A 19,471-nucleotide genomic window follows, 5' to 3' on the forward strand; every position below is an offset into this window, starting at 1 on the left:
TAGCTGTTTGTCTAAAAGAGGTGATTTTCAATAAGTATGAAAACAAATTAAAAAACCATCGATAATTTGAAACCATCGATGTTCATGTATTGTGCCCCCTTGGACTCAATAGAGTGAAAGCCTATCATCATTTACAATACCCCGGCATTTCAAGCATATGAAGTCATTCATTACTATTTTTTTTAAGAATAACTAACTTTCTATTAAAGATGCATAACACACAGGAGATAGCTTGTTTTTTCCTGTGTGTCATTTTTAAAATCAAGCTTTTTATTTGCATCATGTTATTTTATTTAAACTCTCTGTGCTTTGGCTTCCTTGTTGGAACGCTTATTCCCCTTATAGATAAAATAAAGGGACATGATCATAAATAGCAATGCGAAGACACGTTTAATATCTAATTCTATGACCAAACTATTGAACCATCCAAAATGATCAATCATTACCCCAATGACAAGCTGGCCAGCTATACCAGCAATATTAGTTGCAATAACCCCTATTCTTGGAACGGCTATGACAGTTAGCAGCAAATATGCCGTACCCAAAAATGCTGCACTTAATTGCCATTTAGGCGCTTCTAGAAGTCCAAGCACATTTCCTCTGCCAAAAAATAAAATGAAAATAGTAAGAAACATTGTTCCAGTGAGAAAGGTGAAAAATGTTGTTTCAATTGTTCCAGCTTTTCGACTTAATGTACCATTAATTGATGATTGTGCGCTTAATGTGATACCGCCAATCAATGTGAATAAAATCATAAATAGCCCCATTATGAATGACCTCCTAGTTTATTAAGATAAGTGCAATAATCATTGAAATTACGGCGAAAATCTTTTCTCGATTAACCCTTGTTTGCTTACTTCCAAGCCATCCAAAATGTTCAATCACCATACTCATTACCAATTGCCCGATAATGACCGCAACCATGGTGATACCCACACCAACGAATGGAACACTTATAACAATAGAGGTTAAATAAATAACACCCATGACACCCCCAAGTAATGACCATTTAGGTGCTTTCAATGTATAGGAAAGCTCTCCTTTTCCAAAAAAGAGCCACAATAGTCCCATAATAATTTAGCCCATAAAAAAGTTATAAAAACTTGTTTCTATTTGTCCAATTGTTTTTCCTAGCTCGGCATAGATAGCTCCTTCAAAGCTCAGTGCTGCTCCAGCCAATAGGGCAAGTAAATAAGATATAAAGCGCATGATAAGATCTCCTTTTTCATATATTTGTATATCTAGAAAAACAGATATATATACTGGTAAAAAAACAGAAATCAACACAAATTAGATTTCTGTTTTAAAATATCTAGCTAACTGTTGAATAAATTCTTCATTACGCCTGTAGTAAGTCCATTGTCCATGACGAATCGACTCAAGCAGACCAGCTTTTTGCATCATGTTTAGGTAGCTGGAAACGGTAGATTGAGAAACGTTGGCTTTTTCTTGAATATCCCCAACACATACTCCGCCTTTGTAACTTACCTCCTTCGGCAAATGAGCGCCTTGTTTTGGAAAATTCTTCTCGGGTTCCTTCAGCCACTTCAGAATATTGAGTCTTGTTTCGTTAGATAACGCTTTGAATACGTCAATAGGTTCCATGCGTGTAATTCTATATCTAGATTTCCCGATATGTCAAGTTAGAACAAAAAAAGATATATCATGGCGAAAAGAATCCGGAAAAGCAGCGTTGTTTTAGGTTTTGCTCAAGACACAAATCGTAAAGAATAAGCTTTTCACTTTGCACTATGCCCTAAACATTTCAAAGCCATTTGTATTTGATGCTAGGTCAAGGGTGCAGCAAGTCCTCAAAAAGGCTTCCCCACTCCTTGGCTAATCTAAGAGAATCTTTGAACCCTTATATGTATTCTCCGACTTCCAATACTCATAATGTGATTAATGTTGAATCAGTACTTCCCAATATATATTTTGTTATTCTACTTAGGCATGAGCTCGAAAAGCATATCATATACTATCCTCCTTTAAGGGAGGTGATGTTATGCTGTCGCTTACTTGGTTTTAGTTAACAGGTAGCTTTGTTTTATCATATCGTATATGTCTTCCTCTGGAACAGTTCCGTCAAGAATGATAGAATTCCAATGGTCTTTATTGAGATGAAATGCTGGAACTACTGAAGTGTATTTGTGTCTCCAGAAATCAAGAAAACCGGATTCGCCCTTCACATTGATCCAAATACGATCATTTTTTTCAAATATCCACGCAAACACTTTCCTGTTTTTAACGTGTCGCATTAATGTCCAATTCTTATCTCGAAACGGATAATCTTCATATGCATCTTTAAAACTCAAACAATAATCAATTGCTTCCTCTCTAGTTTTCATTGGTTGCCTCCTTCAACATATAGCTACCTGAGCATTTCTTTAACTACTGATTTCCTCTACTTTATTTAACCAAAATTGATAAGTGTGCACTATCCAAATCATACCTCTATACGATTTCCCGCGACTGTTAGTTGCTTTCATTGTTTTGTTATGCTCCTACTCAAATAGAGCATTGAACAAATAGAAGCTCTCATGGATACTCCTTCCTCTGTTTTTCCAGTGATCCATTAGCCTGTTCACCGGTCTCCTCAATCATAACGAGCACCGATAAATAAATAGCTGGTGCCAACTTAGCACCAGCTTGAAAACATATTCTCTATGGAGTAAACTTCCTCCAATATGACCATTACTCCTATTTTAAACTAGAAAAACTAAGGATCCAACCTAATTTGCCTTGACTTTTAATTGGATACTGTTGGACTTATAGACGATCTTTACTTTGTACTTGCTTGGCAATCCTACGGTCTCAATTGAAGAAAATGATCCATGACGCTTATGATAGGTAATGATCGTGGATCCGTCTTCCGGTACATAATTGTCTGAAAAATGGAGGCGTAAAGTTCCTTTCATTTTTGCCTTGCCCTTAATGTGAAGCAGATCGTTTTTCCCGCTGAGATTCAGCTCAAGTATCCCCTTTGCAGATTGTTTATAGTCTCCTCCGATGATCAGTTTTCCTGACACATCTTCTTTCAGGGTGCCTCCGTTGTTTGACACATCACCTCTCCCAAAGGCTGTCTTCGAGTCGCCCTCAAGTGTTCCTTGATCAATCCGTGTACCGCCGGAATATGTATTGTTCCCCTCCAGCTTTAACGTGCCTGTCCCCTTTTTAGTCAGCTTTCCGGTGCCGGAGATATCGTTGCGCCAGCGATCCATTGCATGGAAGCCGCCTTTTGAAGAATCCATATTCACGGTAACGTTTTTGGTAAAAGCGCCATATCCATCGGTGGCCGAAAAGAGATTAAGCCGTCCCCATCCTTCAGCGTCATCAAGAACAGGATAGCCGGAAGGAAGACCGGTAGTAGCTAAAATCCAGCGGCGCTGCGTTTTATCAAGATAAGGAAAACGGGTTTCCAGCAGAACTTCAGCTCCTTTAGGAACCACCATTGGTTTAGCAGTTGGATTGATTTGTCCAAATCCGTATGTCAATCGTTGAATATATTGTTTTTTATTCATGTCATAATCGCTGAATCGATCTTCCGCTGTACCAGTTTGTGTTAACAACTTACTGTGAGCTTCATCATAAGCAGCCTTTTTCAAACGATTATTGGCTGGATCAGATAAAATAGCAGCGGCCAAGCCAGTTGCCATGACACGTCCTCCCATTACATCAAGCGGGGAATGCATACCGGCAACAATGCGGTTATTGCCGAGCTCCGAAGCCCGGGTAAGGAGTTCCTGATAACGCTCCGGTACGGCATAAGCCATAGCAAAAGCGCTGAGATATGCGGCATTCGTATGTCCGCTGGGAAAACCTCCGTCTTTGCTCGGATCAGGATTGATAGCAGGAACAAGGGTCGGAACAAGAATCGAATTGCTTTCCCAGCGAAACGGGCGGGGATATTGAAAGTATCCCTTAGCCGGATTCGTTGAAGAATAGGGGCCGCGTAACGTATTGACCAAACCCACGATGCTGCCGAGACTGGAACTCGTGCTGCCAGAATGGGTTCCTTCATCATGATATTTTTTTGTTGTGGCATCTGCCGGGATACTGTTGATCGTTGTCGTCGCACCCGCATTCATTCGATATACGTCGGTAAGCGGACCGAGACCCTCAATCACACTGTAGCTCTGATTCCTCCGATCATCAAAATATGCAGCATTTTCCTCGCTGAAAGTACGCCGTTCAGCAACGTCAACAACTTTTTGAATGTTGGCATCCAACACGCTGCTGTTCAATTTTACGCCACTATCCCAAGTACTTCCGGGAGTCCAAAGCTTATTAAATTCGGAAAGTACCCCGATCGATGGATTGGAATTCACTGTAGTATTAGCAGAGCTGTTATTTTTGTAATGATCTACGAAGTAACCGGAAGCAGGGGGTCGCGGCGGCGTTATTGTTTTTGCTTTCGCTGTTGTGCTCGCATAACATACACCCATAGAACTTTGAAATAATATCAGAGAAAATAAAGCCACTACTAAATGCTTCTTCATCCTTAGTAATTTCATCTTTTCACCATACTCTCCCTTACTCTTAATCGATCTCGCCAAAACACTTATTCTCACCCGTCAAGCTATTATTGATCGTATCTTAACTTTGTTAATGAAATAGCGCTGTTTTATTAATGTTTTGTTTATTTTATCTAGGCGTTCATGAAATAGAAGTTGCCCTCGGGCGGAGAGAAAGGAAAGAAAAATAAAGAGGGTAAAAAAGCTGCTGACTCTTTGTCAGCAGCTAACACAGGGTATCTCAGTATTCAATCTCCTTAAAGGACTAGGGGTGTTTCCCAAAATGACCGTTTGTATAAAAGAATTACCATACTTCATGGCCATGTCACTTCTCAATTAATGCGCCATCATCTCATGGGCAATATCATGTCCGTCCATTTCTGACGGGTAGTAAGTTGGCCAATTATTGACTTCATCAAATAAAGCTTTGCGGTCGTCACCCCAATACAGATGGTAATGACTAGATTTAGTCGGATAGATACTATGATCACTAAACTGAATATACTGAGGAAGTCCTTCAGCTTTTTTAGCTAATTTGAATATGTATCTTACTCCTCTATTGCCCGCATCATAAGTTAAAATTTCGTACCCATCATACGTATACTTACCAGAATATTCTTTTCCATTTTTGAGAAAGGTTACAGTATCTTGTTTGATGAAGATACGGTCAACATCTGTTTTATACCCTTTTTTATAATACTCTTTATATTCTTCAGCTGTCTTGTCACCTTCATGTTCTGATTTATATGAAAATACTTCGTCAAGAGTACCATCTTGCAGGTATGGATATACAGATTGCCAGTCTCCTTCCCAATCAGAAAGTGACCGATCCTTTACTTGACTGTCTTTAAAATAGCCTTCAGAAATTTTTTCTGTTTTTTCATCATGTACATGACTATGATCGTGATCATGATTATGAGATTCTGATGTTTGCTCCTGCGCTTTAGAAGAGTCTTCTTCAACTGCTGAGGATGCTGTTTGATTAGACTCGCCTTTAGGTGAATCTGAAGTCTGACATCCTGCCATTACTAGTAATGAACCAATCGCTAGTATCCCTAACCTCTTTGCAAATAAAAATCCCATTACGACACTCCTTCTCCTCAAACCGAAATGATTACGATTTGTATTATACATTTATCTTATGCAAAGATCAAAGGGAAAATGAGATGTTTTCATGATTTCATGATCTTACTTTCTGCCCTCTTGACTGTTCATACATATACAAACACAGTTTCCTCGGTCTTTCATTTATGTACTTAAAGTTATTATTAATAAATGGGCTATCCTATCGATTGAGTTATTTATAAAACGGAAAAACTACACCAACAAAGTTGGTATGGTTCATTCAGATAGGCCCTAAAGAAGAAACTCTATTGTACGGAGGATACAGCTAGTTGCATCGGTAACCGACCGGGCCGTCTGAGCCTGTATAGACATATGTGTCAGAAACATATCCAATATTTACGACGCCCCGAGAATCTTTCCACTGGATTTGATCCCAAATATTACTCGTTCCATATTTTCCTGTAACAGTTGTTCCGTAAGCATAACAATAGTAAGGAACACGCGAGCCGCTTGGAATGGAAAGCATAATAGGATAATTTGTACCTGGACCGCTGCGCATATTTACAGGCGCACCGCTGCTTGTTGAAACAGTAAAGTACAGAACGGCAAGCGCTTGACTGGAAAAAATGAATATTGATGCAATCATAACGGTTAACATACTCAGCATTTTCAGTTTAGCCAATGTCATCCCTCTTTCTTCAATTCCTTCATTTTAAGAACGATAAAACATATGCTACCAGCTGCATTTAGGAACAACCGGGCCGTCTGAACCCGTGTAGACATATGTATCAGAGACAAACCCATAAACGACCTCTCCGCTGGCAAGCGTCCGCTCTGTGTAATTCCAAATATTACTCGTTCCATACTTTCCAGTTACAGTTGTACCGGTTTTGTAGCAAAAGATCGGGATACGGCTGCCGCTCGGAATAGTCGTTATAATCGCCCAACTTGTACCTGGGCCGCCGCGCATATTTACAGGTGCACCGCTGCTTGTTGATACCGTATAATACTGAGCGGCAAGTGCATGGCTAGAAAAAATGAGCAATGATGCAATCATCACCGTTAGCGTACTTAGCATTTTTAGCTTATTCACCTTATACCCTCCCCTTATAAATGCCGTACGTTTGACTTTCTTACATCCAGTTAAGGATTTACTTTCAGATACCATGCCCCTCCCCTCCCATATATTTATCAATGTACCATAAACTAGATCTTTCAAAAGTGGAATTGTTCCTATGTTAAGGATATAAAATAAATGGTAGTCAGGCTTATATTGATGGTATGTTACATTTGGCTCTTAATCATTTGTTTAGTTCAAAAACGGACACCATACAAATCAGCGTAAATGCTGCAAGTTCAGTGTCCGAAACCTATTATGACTTTGCTTTCTTTTATCAGGGCGTATAAAAAAATGATAAGGTACGTTATTAAACGTTATTCTATGATTTTGCGAGTCGAAAAATCATAACATTTTATATATTTCAATCAGGTTATGATCTGGATCTCTGAAGTGAGCAACTCGGGCACTCCATTCCTTGCGATCATGCGGTTTATTCACACATTTAACTCCTTTTTTGTATAAATCGTCATACGTTTTATCAACATCTTCTACCTTAAACTGAAGCAAAAATTTTGATTGAGCTTCTCCTTCCAACGATTTTTTTCCCTCTCCAACGATTTCTGCCATCGTTTCTCGAGATAAAAGCTCTATTTTCGTTTCCCCATTATCAAAGAGTGCATATTCCATTTCATTCTCTAACCAACTTATTGGAAGTCCTAATGAATCTTTGTAAAACTCGACGCTTTTCTTAAAATCATTCACCAACAGTCTAATTTGTAACAGTTTCATATTAAGCTTCATATTGAGTGCCTCCTATAAAACCATACTTTTACTGGTCATCCAATTTAATGATACCAAAGAAACCTGACAGCACTGTGTCAAGTTTCCATAAATAAATTTCCATACTTTACCCTTATTTTAGATTTAAGTGCAGTTTAGTCCAAGTCATAAGAACGAGCAAAAACAGCGATTCTTAAAACAAATAATAAATCCGAGTGTATTTTCTGTATGCATCAACTTCATTTCGGGAAATGTAACGTTGATAAAAGGAGGTTACATTAATATGGATCATCAAACATTAGCAGCTCACGAGGCTGTTGATTTACATGAAATCGTGAACTTTAAAACACTTTGTATAGCGAAATCAAAGTTAATGCAAGGACTTGTGTTTGACCAAGAACTGAAGGACTTGATGCAAAAAGATGTACAGCAATCCATTCAAGACCTTACTGATTTACAAGCGGTTTATGAGCGGGCGCCGTTTCAGGCCCCTGTCCCTCAAAGCCGCCCAACGCCAATCATCAATTGAAAGGAAGGTAAGCACCTTTGAACCATGATCACTTAGACCCTATTAATTCGCTACATGTGCCTGAACTTGCAGATACTACATTTGCAATGGATTTTCTTATTCGAGCGAAAGAAGGCGTGAGAAATACTGCCGTAGCCTTGACTGAAACCGCTTCACCAGATGTAAGAGCCCTGTTGCGGAAACAGCTGATGCAAGGAATCGCGATGCACCAAGAGATTACGGAACTGATGATAAGCAAAAAATGGTTCCATCCGTATGAGCTGAGCGAACAGTATAAGCTGGATCAGCTCTCTGCAAATAACACGATCATGGTCGGCAACATGAACCTTTTTCCTGATGAAACAAATCGAAAAGGGATGTTTGACCGGACACCTGATGAACACTAACACTGGAGGTTTACAGCATGAAAGCAGTAACGTATCAAGGCATTAAAAATGTTGTTGTCAAAGATGTGCCAGATCCAAAGATTGAAAAGTCCGATGACATGATTATAAAGGTCACCAGTACAGCCATTTGCGGATCAGATTTACATTTAATCCATGGATTGATTCCTAATCTTCATGAAGACTATGTCATCGGCCATGAACCAATGGGGATCGTTGAAGAAGTTGGGCCGGGAGTTACAAAGGTGAAAAAAGGTGACCGCGTCATTATTCCTTTTACGATCGCCTGCGGTGAATGCTTCTTTTGTAAAAACCAACTGGAAAGCCAATGTGATCAATCAAATGACAATGGAGAGATGGGTGCCTATTTCGGCTATTCAGGTCATACCGGCGGTTATCCAGGCGGGCAGGCTGAATATTTAAGAGTGCCATTTGCGAATTTTACCCATTTTAAAATACCTGAAACTTGTGAGGAACCAGATGAAAAATTAAGCGTGATTGCTGATGCCATGACCACCGGCTTTTGGAGTGTTGACAATGCCGGGGTAAAAGACGGTGATACAGTTATCGTTCTCGGCTGCGGACCAGTCGGCCTGTTTGCTCAAAAGTTTTGTTGGCTAAAAGGCGCAAAACGCGTCATAGCAGTTGACTATGTAAACTATCGCTTACAGCACGCCAAACGAACCAACAAAGTCGAAATCGTTAATTTTGAAGACCATGAGAATACAGGGAGTTACTTGAAGGAAATCACCAAAGGCGGAGCGGATGTTGTCATTGACGCTGTTGGGATGGATGGGAAAATGAGCGACCTCGAGTTCCTTGCCAGCGGATTAAAGCTTCATGGCGGATCGATGAGTGCATTGGTCATTGCCTCACAGGCCGTTCGCAAAGGAGGAACCATACAAATTACAGGAGTGTATGGAGGGCGATATAACGGTTTTCCGTTAGGTGATATCATGCAGCGAAACATCAATATACGCTCTGGACAGGCCCCGGTGATCCACTACATGCCATACATGTTTGAATTAGTGTCGACGGGTAAAATTGATCCGGGAGATGTTGTAAGCCATGTCCTGCCGCTTAGTGAAGCCAAGCATGGCTATGACATTTTTGATACCAAAATGGATGATTGTATTAAAGTTGTGTTAAAACCTTAAAAAACGGAGGTGACTGGAATGGAATATGCCTTACATGAAGTGCTTGAGGTTCAAGAAATGACTGCATTTAAGACACTTTGTTTAACAAAATCCAAAACAATGAAGGCGCTGGTATCTGATCCGAAGCTAAAAGAAATCATGCAGCAAGACGTTGACACCACCACACGGCAGCTACACGAATTTGCCTCGATTTTATCTAAAGCAAAGCATGAATGAGGAGATGAATGAATAATGAATCCTATCATTGAATATCTGACCGGCATGAATGTACTGACAGACCAAATCATCGCCATGGATTTATTGATTGCCGCAAAAAACGGAGTCAGAAATTATGCGATGGCCGCAACGGAAGCCGGAACGCCTGAAGTAAAAGAGGTCCTTGTCCGCCATTTAGAGGAAGCCCTCGATATGCATGAACAAATTTCAAGCTACATGATGGAAAAGGGCTGGTACCATCCTTGGAATACAGACGAACAAGTCAAGCTGAATTTACAAAATATCGAAACCGCAATTCAGTTGCCAACCCTTTAACCTTTTTTGATTTGCTGAGGAACAGTTTTGATTGATTATAGCTGTTCCTCAGCTTCTGTATGTTAAAAGTAGAAGCTGAATTGAAATGAGAGCGACAATAAATTTGGCTTTCATCCGCTTCTCCTTCTCTCCCGATGAGCTCTTCATGAATCCGCTTTTTCCCATATGGTCTTCAATCGCTTGCAAAGCCTGTTCCTCGTCAATCCCTTCAGCTCTGATTTGAATGTGAGTACCAGTAATGCTTAATGACATCACAACAATAAGAGACTTGGTCGGATTTTTCAGGCTAAAAGAAAGATGTGAGCGCGAAACTTCATCCACCTGGTCCGCGCGGATTACCTCGATTTTGAGTGCGATGTCATGCTCAACAGCAAAATCAAGTCTCGTTATTATGATTTATATTTCCACATTGCAAGTCTAAAAAATAGGTTAGTCCTTAAATGAGGTGACCGCTTTTATTTACTGGAAATGCATGAAAAACGATCTCCTTAAGCAAATGGTTTGAAGGCCGGTCAATCTTCCTGTTATTCTATGAGCATAAAGAGGTTATAGGAGGTTTTTGATATGAGCAAAAAAATTGCTGTTCTCGTTACAGACCAATTCGAAGATATCGAATATACAAGCCCGGTAGAAGCATACGAAGAAGCTGGCTACAGTGTCGTAGCTATCGATTTGGAAGCCGGCAAAGAAGTTACCGGTAAGCATGGCGAGAAAGTAAAGATCGAAAAAGCAATCTCAGATGTGGATGCTAGTGAATTTGATGCACTTTTAATCCCTGGGGGATTCTCTCCAGATCTACTTCGTGCAGATGACCGTCCGGGAGAATTCGCGAAAGCGTTTGTCGAAAATGAAAAGCCTGTATTTGCTATTTGCCACGGCCCGCAAGTATTGATTGATACGGATCTATTGAAAGGCAAAGATATCACAGGTTACCGCAGCATCCGCAAAGATTTAATCAATGCCGGCGCAAACTACAAAGATGCAGAAGTAGTCGTCAGCCACAATATTGTTACAAGCAGAACACCGGATGATTTGGAAGCATTTAACCGCGAATCATTAAATTTGTTGAAATAACGAGAAGGCACAGACTGTTTAGGTCTGTGCCTTTTTTAAAGTTAAAACCCCTTGTTTACATTCTGAAAGACAGCAGTCGCTTCCCACACATTTAAGCCAAATTGACCTTCTAAGAATGCGGAATCATTTGCATCGATCACAAGACGGTCATCTAAATAGATTTTAAAGTGATCACCTTGAGCTTCAGTTTTCAGATGATACTTTTTATTTACGTCTATCGGCGTTTTGTATTCGGCAATGACAGAAGCGACACCGTTCTCAAATTTAAAGAATTTCACTAGATCATGCTTCGCATCCACGTTGGCAAGATAACCGTTTTTGGCATCTTTGTCAGAGCGGAATAGAAGCGCTCCTGCCCCTCTTCCGTTTCCATCCTTAATGGTGATATCAGATTCATAGGTGAAGTCAGATCCGGATGCTGAAGACATGATAAAGGAATCGCCGTCCGATCTCCCTTGTTTCCCCTCAATTGTGTCGGCCCACGTGCCATTTACAGTCGTCCAGCCAGTCAAATTCGAGATAAAAGGTGACGTTCCCCACACCTTTTTTAAAGGATATATCGTCAAAGATTTTAGCTTTACACTGCCATTTGCAGCATATAATTCAAGACCTTTACTTGATCTATCCGGGAGAATGATATCGGTTATGACCTGCTGTCCGTCATTCCCAAATACTTCAACTGAAGAGCGGTCGACAAAAATGCGCATCTTTACCTTTCCATTTACCGGTTTCAGCGGAGCGGTTTGTTTTCCGGTGTTAAAGGTCGGATTAAAAGTGATGTTCCCCGACTCGCTCCGGTCAACGAACAGTTTTTTGTTCTTTCGATCATAGCCGACTTTTGTAAATTGATTTCTGCCTGTTCGAACTTTAAAACCAAATTCTGCTGCTGAACTTGGGGTCACTTGAAATTCTGCATGTAATTCATACGTATCTCCAGATAGGCCTGCTAACACATTTTGGCTTGTGGGCGATATGGTCTGATTCTTCCAGCTCTTTGAGGTTCCTCGAATGGTTTGCAGCTCTTTTACCGGTGTTTGGACGACCCTCACTCCTTCAGTAAGCGTTTTTAACTTTAACTCTCTTGGAATGGAGGCTGCACTTCTCCATGGGGATGTAGGAACATCATTCGCATATTGCCAATTGCTCATCCAGCCTAACCAAAGCCGCCGGCCGTCTGAGGATGGAATATCAGACCAGGATACAGCCGCATAAAAGTCTTTGCCGTAATCTGTCCAGAGAACTTTATTTGACGGATTTTCATTTTTAAAATGAGTTCCATCAAAGTCTCCTACGAAATATTGCATACCTGATCCCCCCGAAACCGCCCCGTTTCCAACACTGACCTGCATCACCCATTTTTTTTGATTTGGATTGCCGTCTACCGGGAGCTCAAACAAATCCGGGCATTCCCATACTCCTCCATGACTTCCTTCTCCCTGTCCAAATTCACTTGCATACGTCCACTGCTTTAGATTTTTAGACGTATAAATGAGGATTCGGTCTCCTGCCGCCAGCACCATTACCCACTTGTTTTCCTTTTCATACCAAAAGACTTTTGGATCGCGAAAATCTTTTTTTCCCGGGTTTGGAATGACAGGGTTGCCAGCGTATTTCGTCCACGTTCTTCCTTTGTCATTGCTATAGGCGATGCTCTGCACTTGATGGCCTTCCCGATCCTGTGTATATATGGCCACAAGAGGCTTCTCTTTGCCTGTTTGAAAACCGCTTGTGTTATTCCTATCTACAACTGCGCTTCCGGAAAAGATCGTGCCTTTGTCATCCGGAGCCAGCGCAACAGGAAGGTGCTCCCATGTCACCAAATCTTTACTCACAGCGTGCCCCCAATGCATGGGCCCCCACTGAAGCCCGTATGGATGGTATTGATAGAACAAATGGTATTCTCCAGCATAATATACCATCCCGTTTGGATCATTCATCCAGTTTGCCTCCGGGGTGAAATGATATTGTGGACGATAATCCTCATCATAGTAGCTTGAATCGGCTGCCTCAATCGAAAATGGGATAGTCACCAGCAAGGTAAACATGATGATGACTTGGATAAGTCTCTTTTTCATTTTTTTCGCTCCTCTCTTCATGTTTGACACTTTCAAGAGAGACTGCTGCGTGAGTTGATTCGTTTCTGGCAATTCTCCTCAGTTTGACTGATATCCAAAAGATTGATATATGATAGACTGCTGCAGTTTCCCTCTTCTTTCTTACATCACAGAGCTTATGCTAAAAATCCAGCCCAATATCCAAGAATTCCGATAATCAAGATTGCGCAAATAACGAGTTAGGCTCTTACAGCTGCTTGTGAGCTTTTTGGAAACATCGCTGTTGTACATAACATTAATAGCGCAAGTGTGGAAATGCTGATCAACATTACTTTCTTAAACGAATACATATTGGTTCCTCCTTTTTTGGTTAAGAATATTTTACATTTTTTTCAATATAAACAATACAGATAATCTTCCTGTTTTTTCTACTATTTGATAGAACCGGAAAGTCATAAAGGAAAGGAAAAGACATTCACCAGCTTTACAAACAAGGGAAAACTTTATTTTAAAAATTTAAAAATTAAACATTATATTCTCTTAGATGATATAATATCCGATAAAACTTTATTCACTTTATTATTGGAGGAAAATAAAATTGATAGGCAATTCTAACAAAGGCAATTTGGGACAACAACAAAAATTGTCTAGAGGCCTTAAAAACAGGCATATACAATTAATGGCGATTGGGGGTGCAATCGGGACTGGTTTATTCTTAGGATCTGGAAAGTCCATTCACTTTGCGGGACCATCTATTTTATTTGCTTACTTGATCACCGGAGTCTTTTGCTTTTTCATTATGCGTTCGCTCGGAGAACTGCTCCTATCAAATACGGGGTATCACTCTTTCGTTGATTTGATAAGGGACTATTTAGGCAACATGGCAGCGTTTATCACTGGCTGGACCTACTGGTTCTGCTGGATTTCTCTCGCGATGGCTGATTTAACAGCGGTCGGGATTTATACGCAATATTGGCTTCCCGATGTACCTCAATGGCTGCCGGGTCTTCTAGCGCTTATTATCCTGCTTATGATGAATCTTGCCACCGTTAAACTTTTCGGAGAATTAGAATTCTGGTTTGCATTGATCAAAGTCATTGCCATACTGGCTCTTATCGTAACTGGTATTTTTTTGATTGCGAAAGGTTTTTCCGCAGCTTCCGGGTCAGCCAGCCTCACAAATCTTTGGAAGCACGGCGGCTTGTTTCCAAATGGATGGCATGGATTTATCCTTTCATTCCAAATGGTTGTCTTCGCTTTTGTGGGAATTGAACTTGTTGGACTGACAGCAGGTGAAACAGAAAATCCACGAAAAGTGATACCTAAAGCCATCAATCAAATCCCTGTCCGGATTTTACTGTTTTATGTCGGCGCACTTTTTGTCATTATGTGTATCTATCCTTGGAATGTTTTGGACCCAAATGAAAGCCCATTTGTTCAAGTCTTTTCTGTTGTAGGCATTGTTGCCGCTGCCAGTATGATCAATTTTGTTGTATTAACATCAGCTGCATCAGCGGCCAATAGCGCTTTATTCAGCACAAGCCGAATGGTCTATTCTCTTGCCAAGGATCATCACGCACCTGGATTATTGAAGAAACTGACTTCTTCTAAAGTTCCAAGTAATGCGCTGTTCTTTTCAACCATCGCCATTCTCATTGGCGTTAGCCTGAATTATATAATGCCCGAGCAAGTCTTTACACTGATTACAAGTGTTTCTACAATATGTTTCATTTTTATTTGGGGCATCACGGTGATTTGCCATTTAAAATATCGAAAAACAAGGCAGGATGAAGCGAAAGCAAACAAATTTAAAATGCCTTTTTACCCATTATCCAACTACTTAACACTCGCATTTCTCGCGTTCATTCTTGTCATATTGGCATTGGCGAATGATACACGTGTTGCTTTGTTTGTCACTCCGGTCTGGTTTATTTTATTGATTATTATGTATAAGGTACAGACCACCAAAGGAAGTAAAATAAAATAACAAAAAAAAGACAAGGGTACACACTCCCTTGTCTTTTTTGTATGCTCGGACACTCAAAAACAATTAATCTGCCGAAACTTCACTGAGGCTGCTATTAGATTCTGCATTTATGCAATTGTATTCTCATTTAGGCGACCAGCCAACGGAGCCGAACCTTAATTCAAACCAGTTTTGATGCCAAAACCCACTAATAACATGCCGGTTACTTTTTGGAACGCTTTTTGGAACTTCGAGTTTTTCATCCATTTTTTTGCGAAATCAATAACATAAACGAGAAACAGGAACCATAACACCGCTAATAGGGTTAGGATTGAAGCTAAGATGATGAGCTGCTGGTTTATATTCCCCTTCAGATTGATAAATTGGGGCATGATTGTAACATAAACCAAAACAGTTTTAGGATTGAGAATGTTACTAAGTGATCCTTGCATAAAGGAAGTTTTATAATAACGTTTCGGAGAATTTTCTGTAGTTGTTGCTTGGGTTTGCATGTCATCTATAGAAAACATGCTTTTGGCAAAAAAACTTTTGATTCCTAAATAAATTAAGTACGCTGCTCCCAAATATTTGATCGTTGTAAAAAGAAACACCGACTTTGCAATAACTACTGATAAACCTAAAATGGCGATAACCGTCCAAAAGGAAAGTCCTGTAGCCAATCCAAGAATATTATAACGGCCAGCCTTTGCGCCGTATCTAAGGGTATTTTTCATCACAAGCATTGTATCTGCCCCCGGTAAAATAACCATCATGGCAGCGATCGGTATGTAAGTGAGTAAGCTGTGCATTTCTTCTCCCCCTTAAAAAATCCACATGACATATAGTGACTACAAAAGTAACCACTTATAAAAGTGTATCAATGGGTTTGGAATAAATCAATATGGTTTGTTAAAATAGCGATTACAAAGGCAACGACTGCTTTTTATATGGAGGATGTATGAAGGAAAATATGTTAGACATTTTAAAAAACCTCAATTTTACCGAATATGAATCAAAAGCTTATCTGGCTTTATTGCAAGAATCACCTTTAACTGGATATGCCGTCGCAAAAAAATCCGGAGTGCCCCGTTCTAAAATTTATGAAGTTTTAGAAAGCCTTGTCATCAGGGGAGATGTTTTTGTAAGTCATGGAAATACGCCTCAATATGTCCCTGTACCCGCTAAAGAACTGATTAAAAACCGCCGGCTCAAGGCGGAAGAGCATTTTGATCAGGCTGAGAAATACTTTGAGAAATTCGAGCAGACTGCAAATGATCGGGAAAATATCTGGAATATCACCGGACGCAATGAAATTCTTGAAAAGGTGAAAGCTTGTATCTTATCCGCCAAAACAAGAATCCTCTTAGAAATATGGAAAGAGGATTTTGAAGAGATAGAATCAGAGTTAAAACAGGCGGCAAATCAAGGTGTCATTGTTACCATTATTGCGTACGGAGACATCGTATCTGATTTTGCTACTGTTTACCTTCATGATATGAGCAGTGAAATTACAGAAGAGTATGACGGACGGTGGCTTGTCTATAGCGGGGATGATTCAGAAGTAGTAGCAGGTATCGTCTCTCTCGGAAACGACAGCCGTGCTGCATGGACAATGCATGTAGGTTTAGTCATGCCTATAACTGAAGTGATCATTCATGATCTGTACCTCATGGAAATTCTAAAAAAGCATAGAGGGCTTTTAGAAGAAAGTTTTGGAGAAAATCTCATTCGGTTACGACGCAAATTTTCTATCCACTCGGATTTCAAAAAACATTATTTGGAATAGCAAAACATGGCTTGTACAAACAAGCCATGTTTTTTTATGCATGACTCCCCCGCTCTGATTTACTTCTTTAAAAAAATGCGATTCTGCGCAAACTATTTTTTAGCCTTCCGCGTCTATCCTAGGTAACAGCCTATGATATACGTATATTCAAAAAGGAGCCCTTTATTGCAATGAAGAAAAACAAACAACAAAAGCGTCGCTTGTCACATGCATAACTGATCATAAGCAAGATTTCTACAGGTTGGCTTTCAGTTATGTGAAAAATCAAGATGACGCTTTAGATATTATTCAGGAATCTATAAAAAAAGCACTGAACTCAGTTGAAACGGTTAGAAACCCTGAGATGATAAAAAGCTGGTTTTATAAAATTTTAGTACGGACAGCTATTGATTTTTTGCGCAAACAAAAAAAGGTAAAAGTGATGGATGACGAAACGCTAGAGTTTTTAAGCAAAGGAAAGGAAGACCATTACAAGGATACCGATCTTCATGAAGCGCTTGACGAATTGCCGTACCGCTATAAAACCATTATTATTTTGCGTTTTTTTGAAGACCTCAAATTGGAAGATATTGCGGAAATTACAGGAGAAAACACGAATACCGTCAAAACGCGCCTCTACAGAGCATTGAAGCTGATGCGCATTCAGTTGACGAAGGAGGATCTTTCTTAATGGATAAGAGATTGCAGCAATTAAGAGAAGAATATAAAAATGTCCAGATTCCTAAAGAACTTGATATCATTGTTGAAAAAGCCCTTCAGCAAGAACCAAAAAAGAAAAGAATCGTCATGTGGCCGACATCGGCAGCTGTCGCGGCGGCTATTTTATTCACTGCACTTGTCAACATCAACCCTGACGCAGCTCAAGCGATGTCGAGAATTCCTGTCATCGGGAAGATTGTCAAAGCCATTACTTTTATAGAGATCAAAGAAGAGAAAGATCAATCGAGCATCGATGTCAAAACACCTGCCCTGTCCGGACTTTCTAATAAAGAGCTTGAAAACAGCATCAACCAGAAATACTTGAAAGAAAGCAAGCAGCTGTACAAGGAATTTATACAGTCCACATCTAAAAACAAAAAAGAGCATCTCAGTATCTATAGTGATTACGAGACAGTGACAGACACACCAGATTTACTCTCTATCCGGCGAAATATTGAAAAAACACAAGCATCATCTTACAACCAAAGCCGTTATATCACAATTGACAAAAAGAATGATATCTTACTGACATTAAAAAGCTTATTCAAAGATGAACGCCATATCAACGTCATCAGCCAAAACATCAAAGAACAAATGAAACAGCAAATGAAGGAAGATCCGAATAAAATATATTGGCTCACTGACGAAGATGCAGAACCGTTCAAAAAAATTCTTCCTGATCAATCGTTTTATATTAATGAAGACCATAAACTTGTGATCTCATTTGATGAATACGAGCCTTTTCTTTACAGAGGCGGAATGCTTTTGATTAGCATAATCGCCGCAATCCTTATTGCATGTATTTGCCATCCGTGCAGCTTTTTAGGCAATCTGCTTTCATGGAGGCCGCTCCGTTGGCTTGGAACAAGGTCTTACGGTATTTATCTTTGGCACTACCCTGTTATTGTGTTAAGCACGCCAGTTCAAGAAATCGGAAACCCTGTTTTTTGGCATATCACGCTAAAGGTTACTGTTACCTTTATACTTGCCGAGCTTTCTTATCATTTAATAGAGAAGCCGGTACGGACACAAGGATTTAGACCCTTTTTCCGCCGTGTTTTTATACATAGAATCAGAGAATGGAAAACGACAACTCTCCTGAGTAAAATGTCAATTGGTTTCGTCATTCTCTCTTTACTTATTTTTGCGGGAGGGCTGTCTGGACTGGCCGGTGATCAAAAGCACCCCACCAAATGGACGTATAACTCACAAGAAACAAACGCTGATATCAACAACCAGGCTCCTGAGGACAGAAAAAGTGCTATAGTCGAAGACAAGGAAAACGATGTCGAACAAAAAACAAGAGACTCCAATCAAGAGCAAAAGGAAAACAAAAAGAATGGACAAGAGATTAGCAAAAATAAAGACACGCAATCTCGGCAGGGGAGAGAACCTATAGACTCTGATAAAGAAGTGTTAGCTATAGGAGATTCCGTCATGCTTGATATTGCCTCGCATCTTCATCAATCACTTTCACATGTTACGATTGATGGAAAGGTAGGGAGACAAATGTCTCAAGCTTTGGAGCTCACAAGAGAATACAAGTCTTTTAATCAGCCGGACAAAGCTGTCATCATTGAGCTGGGAACCAATGGTTACTTTACAAACAGCCAAATTGAACAATTGCTTCAATCATTCTCAAAAGCTCATATCTACCTTGTTAATACAAGGGTCCCCCGCCAATGGGAAAGCAAGGTAAATGAATCTTTGAAGCACCAGGCAAGCGCTCACAAAAATGTTACGTTAGTTGACTGGCATACAGAAGCTCTTCAGCATCCAGAATACTTTACACCTGATGGCGTACACTTGGTTCCACAAGGGGCTAAAGCTTTGACAGGTCTCATTGTTGAGGCAATGGAATCGTTTTTGTAAGAAA

The 19,471-nt window shown here is 40.1% G+C and carries 20 protein-coding genes and 3 pseudogenes; 11 read left to right on the plus strand and 12 right to left on the minus strand.

Annotated elements, in window-relative coordinates; translation table 11 throughout:
- Nucleotides 1-293 precede the first annotated feature (293 nt).
- The 9 genes and pseudogenes from MOF34_RS10860 to MOF34_RS10900 all read right to left on the minus strand — a co-directional run bounded on the left by MOF34_RS10860 (nucleotide 294) and on the right by MOF34_RS10900 (nucleotide 7,425).
- The gene (locus tag MOF34_RS10860; protein ID WP_019715155.1) at nucleotides 294-767 is read right to left on the minus strand and encodes a DMT family transporter; all 474 of its coding nucleotides are present in this window, start codon (nucleotides 765-767) and stop codon (nucleotides 294-296) included.
- 13 nt (nucleotides 768-780) lie between these two features.
- Nucleotides 781-1,209: pseudogene (locus tag MOF34_RS10865) on the minus strand (DMT family transporter).
- Between the two features lie 81 nt (nucleotides 1,210-1,290).
- Complete coding sequence (locus MOF34_RS10870) at nucleotides 1,291-1,605, minus strand: ArsR/SmtB family transcription factor (RefSeq protein ID WP_019715157.1); 315 nt, start codon at nucleotides 1,603-1,605, stop codon at nucleotides 1,291-1,293.
- A 407-nt stretch (nucleotides 1,606-2,012) separates the two neighbouring features.
- Nucleotides 2,013-2,345, minus strand: a complete 333-nt coding sequence (locus tag MOF34_RS10875) for an MmcQ/YjbR family DNA-binding protein (protein ID WP_268400146.1) — start codon at nucleotides 2,343-2,345, stop codon at nucleotides 2,013-2,015.
- A gap of 384 nt (nucleotides 2,346-2,729) precedes the next feature.
- Entirely contained in the window at nucleotides 2,730-4,511 is a 1,782-nt protein-coding gene (locus tag MOF34_RS10880; protein WP_268400147.1) for an acid phosphatase, read from the minus strand.
- Between the two features lie 336 nt (nucleotides 4,512-4,847).
- Nucleotides 4,848-5,594 carry a metal-binding protein ZinT gene (locus tag MOF34_RS10885; protein ID WP_268400148.1) on the minus strand — a complete coding sequence of 249 codons (747 nt, stop codon included), beginning with the start codon at nucleotides 5,592-5,594 and terminating at the stop codon, nucleotides 4,848-4,850.
- A gap of 307 nt (nucleotides 5,595-5,901) precedes the next feature.
- Nucleotides 5,902-6,258 carry an SH3 domain-containing protein gene (locus MOF34_RS10890; RefSeq protein WP_268400149.1) on the minus strand — a complete coding sequence of 119 codons (357 nt, stop codon included), beginning with the start codon at nucleotides 6,256-6,258 and terminating at the stop codon, nucleotides 5,902-5,904.
- Nucleotides 6,259-6,309: 51 nt separating this feature from the next.
- A complete protein-coding gene (locus tag MOF34_RS10895) occupies nucleotides 6,310-6,669 on the minus strand; it encodes an SH3 domain-containing protein (RefSeq protein ID WP_268400150.1) in 360 nt (119 codons plus the stop codon).
- A gap of 369 nt (nucleotides 6,670-7,038) precedes the next feature.
- Nucleotides 7,039-7,425, minus strand: a complete 387-nt coding sequence (locus tag MOF34_RS10900; RefSeq protein ID WP_268400181.1) for a VOC family protein — start codon at nucleotides 7,423-7,425, stop codon at nucleotides 7,039-7,041.
- Between the two features lie 274 nt (nucleotides 7,426-7,699).
- Between MOF34_RS10900 and MOF34_RS10905 the strand changes: the two genes are divergently transcribed.
- From MOF34_RS10905 to MOF34_RS10925, 5 genes are read left to right on the plus strand one after another with little or no spacing between them, the layout of a single operon-like run.
- Nucleotides 7,700-7,945: a hypothetical protein gene (locus MOF34_RS10905; protein WP_019715176.1), complete on the plus strand. Its 246-nt coding sequence runs from the start codon at nucleotides 7,700-7,702 to the stop codon at nucleotides 7,943-7,945.
- Nucleotides 7,946-7,962: 17 nt separating this feature from the next.
- Entirely contained in the window at nucleotides 7,963-8,331 is a 369-nt protein-coding gene (locus tag MOF34_RS10910) for a spore coat protein (RefSeq protein WP_019715177.1), read from the plus strand.
- 17 nt (nucleotides 8,332-8,348) lie between these two features.
- Nucleotides 8,349-9,485, plus strand: coding sequence for a zinc-dependent alcohol dehydrogenase (locus MOF34_RS10915; RefSeq protein ID WP_268400151.1), 1,137 nt, complete (start codon nucleotides 8,349-8,351; stop codon nucleotides 9,483-9,485).
- A gap of 18 nt (nucleotides 9,486-9,503) precedes the next feature.
- Nucleotides 9,504-9,701 (plus strand): hypothetical protein, encoded by a 198-nt coding sequence (locus tag MOF34_RS10920; protein ID WP_268400152.1) that lies wholly within the window; start codon nucleotides 9,504-9,506, stop codon nucleotides 9,699-9,701.
- Between the two features lie 15 nt (nucleotides 9,702-9,716).
- Nucleotides 9,717-10,016: a spore coat protein gene (locus MOF34_RS10925; RefSeq protein WP_019715180.1), complete on the plus strand. Its 300-nt coding sequence runs from the start codon at nucleotides 9,717-9,719 to the stop codon at nucleotides 10,014-10,016.
- A 48-nt stretch (nucleotides 10,017-10,064) separates the two neighbouring features.
- Here MOF34_RS10925 and MOF34_RS10930 read toward each other — a convergent pair whose 3' ends face one another.
- Nucleotides 10,065-10,337, minus strand: a complete 273-nt coding sequence (locus MOF34_RS10930) for an HPr family phosphocarrier protein (RefSeq protein WP_268400153.1) — start codon at nucleotides 10,335-10,337, stop codon at nucleotides 10,065-10,067.
- A 243-nt stretch (nucleotides 10,338-10,580) separates the two neighbouring features.
- Here MOF34_RS10930 and yraA point away from each other — a divergent pair, with 243 nt between their 5' ends.
- A complete protein-coding gene (gene yraA, locus MOF34_RS10935; RefSeq protein WP_268400154.1) occupies nucleotides 10,581-11,090 on the plus strand; it encodes a cysteine protease YraA in 510 nt (169 codons plus the stop codon).
- A 41-nt stretch (nucleotides 11,091-11,131) separates the two neighbouring features.
- Here yraA and MOF34_RS10940 read toward each other — a convergent pair whose 3' ends face one another.
- Complete coding sequence (locus tag MOF34_RS10940; protein ID WP_268400155.1) at nucleotides 11,132-13,165, minus strand: GH32 C-terminal domain-containing protein; 2,034 nt, start codon at nucleotides 13,163-13,165, stop codon at nucleotides 11,132-11,134.
- Between the two features lie 577 nt (nucleotides 13,166-13,742).
- On the opposite strand from MOF34_RS10940, the gene MOF34_RS10945 reads away from it, so the two are divergent.
- Complete coding sequence (locus MOF34_RS10945; RefSeq protein ID WP_268400156.1) at nucleotides 13,743-15,131, plus strand: amino acid permease; 1,389 nt, start codon at nucleotides 13,743-13,745, stop codon at nucleotides 15,129-15,131.
- Nucleotides 15,132-15,286: 155 nt separating this feature from the next.
- Here MOF34_RS10945 and MOF34_RS10950 read toward each other — a convergent pair whose 3' ends face one another.
- A complete protein-coding gene (locus MOF34_RS10950; protein WP_268400157.1) occupies nucleotides 15,287-15,919 on the minus strand; it encodes a LysE family transporter in 633 nt (210 codons plus the stop codon).
- A 149-nt stretch (nucleotides 15,920-16,068) separates the two neighbouring features.
- On the opposite strand from MOF34_RS10950, the gene MOF34_RS10955 reads away from it, so the two are divergent.
- The 4 genes and pseudogenes from MOF34_RS10955 to MOF34_RS10970 all read left to right on the plus strand — a co-directional run.
- Nucleotides 16,069-16,896, plus strand: coding sequence for a TrmB family transcriptional regulator (locus MOF34_RS10955; protein WP_019715187.1), 828 nt, complete (start codon nucleotides 16,069-16,071; stop codon nucleotides 16,894-16,896).
- A gap of 145 nt (nucleotides 16,897-17,041) precedes the next feature.
- On the plus strand, nucleotides 17,042-17,566 hold the full coding sequence (locus MOF34_RS10960; RefSeq protein WP_268400182.1) for an RNA polymerase sigma factor: 525 nt from the start codon (nucleotides 17,042-17,044) through the stop codon (nucleotides 17,564-17,566).
- Nucleotides 17,566-18,333: pseudogene (rsiV, locus tag MOF34_RS10965) on the plus strand (anti-sigma-V factor RsiV); the annotation flags it as partial. The gene MOF34_RS10960 and the pseudogene rsiV, both read left to right, overlap by 1 nt.
- Nucleotides 18,322-19,467: pseudogene (locus tag MOF34_RS10970) on the plus strand (acyltransferase family protein); the annotation flags it as partial. The pseudogenes rsiV and MOF34_RS10970, both read left to right, overlap by 12 nt.
- Nucleotides 19,468-19,471: the final 4 nt, after the last annotated feature.

Source organism: Bacillus sp. T17B1 (genome assembly GCF_026796395.1).
Lineage (GTDB): Bacteria > Bacillota > Bacilli > Bacillales > Bacillaceae > Bacillus > Bacillus spizizenii_A.

Bases quoted from the DNA above. Each gene is read 5' to 3' on its own strand.
- MOF34_RS10940 (WP_268400155.1), bottom strand. From the start codon at position 13,165: ATGAAAAAGAGACTTATCCAAGTCATCATCATGTTTACCTTGCTGGTG.
- MOF34_RS10905 (WP_019715176.1), top strand. From the start codon at position 7,700: ATGGATCATCAAACATTAGCAGCTCACGAGGCTGTTGATTTACATGAA.
- MOF34_RS10860 (WP_019715155.1), bottom strand. From the start codon at position 767: ATGGGGCTATTTATGATTTTATTCACATTGATTGGCGGTATCACATTA.
- MOF34_RS10915 (WP_268400151.1), top strand. From the start codon at position 8,349: ATGAAAGCAGTAACGTATCAAGGCATTAAAAATGTTGTTGTCAAAGAT.
- MOF34_RS10880 (WP_268400147.1), bottom strand. From the start codon at position 4,511: ATGAAATTACTAAGGATGAAGAAGCATTTAGTAGTGGCTTTATTTTCT.
- MOF34_RS10870 (WP_019715157.1), bottom strand. From the start codon at position 1,605: ATGGAACCTATTGACGTATTCAAAGCGTTATCTAACGAAACAAGACTC.
- MOF34_RS10885 (WP_268400148.1), bottom strand. From the start codon at position 5,594: ATGGGATTTTTATTTGCAAAGAGGTTAGGGATACTAGCGATTGGTTCA.
- MOF34_RS10875 (WP_268400146.1), bottom strand. From the start codon at position 2,345: ATGAAAACTAGAGAGGAAGCAATTGATTATTGTTTGAGTTTTAAAGAT.
- yraA (WP_268400154.1), top strand. From the start codon at position 10,581: ATGAGCAAAAAAATTGCTGTTCTCGTTACAGACCAATTCGAAGATATC.
- MOF34_RS10920 (WP_268400152.1), top strand. From the start codon at position 9,504: ATGGAATATGCCTTACATGAAGTGCTTGAGGTTCAAGAAATGACTGCA.
- MOF34_RS10925 (WP_019715180.1), top strand. From the start codon at position 9,717: ATGAATCCTATCATTGAATATCTGACCGGCATGAATGTACTGACAGAC.
- MOF34_RS10900 (WP_268400181.1), bottom strand. From the start codon at position 7,425: ATGAAACTGTTACAAATTAGACTGTTGGTGAATGATTTTAAGAAAAGC.
- MOF34_RS10950 (WP_268400157.1), bottom strand. From the start codon at position 15,919: ATGCACAGCTTACTCACTTACATACCGATCGCTGCCATGATGGTTATT.
- MOF34_RS10955 (WP_019715187.1), top strand. From the start codon at position 16,069: ATGAAGGAAAATATGTTAGACATTTTAAAAAACCTCAATTTTACCGAA.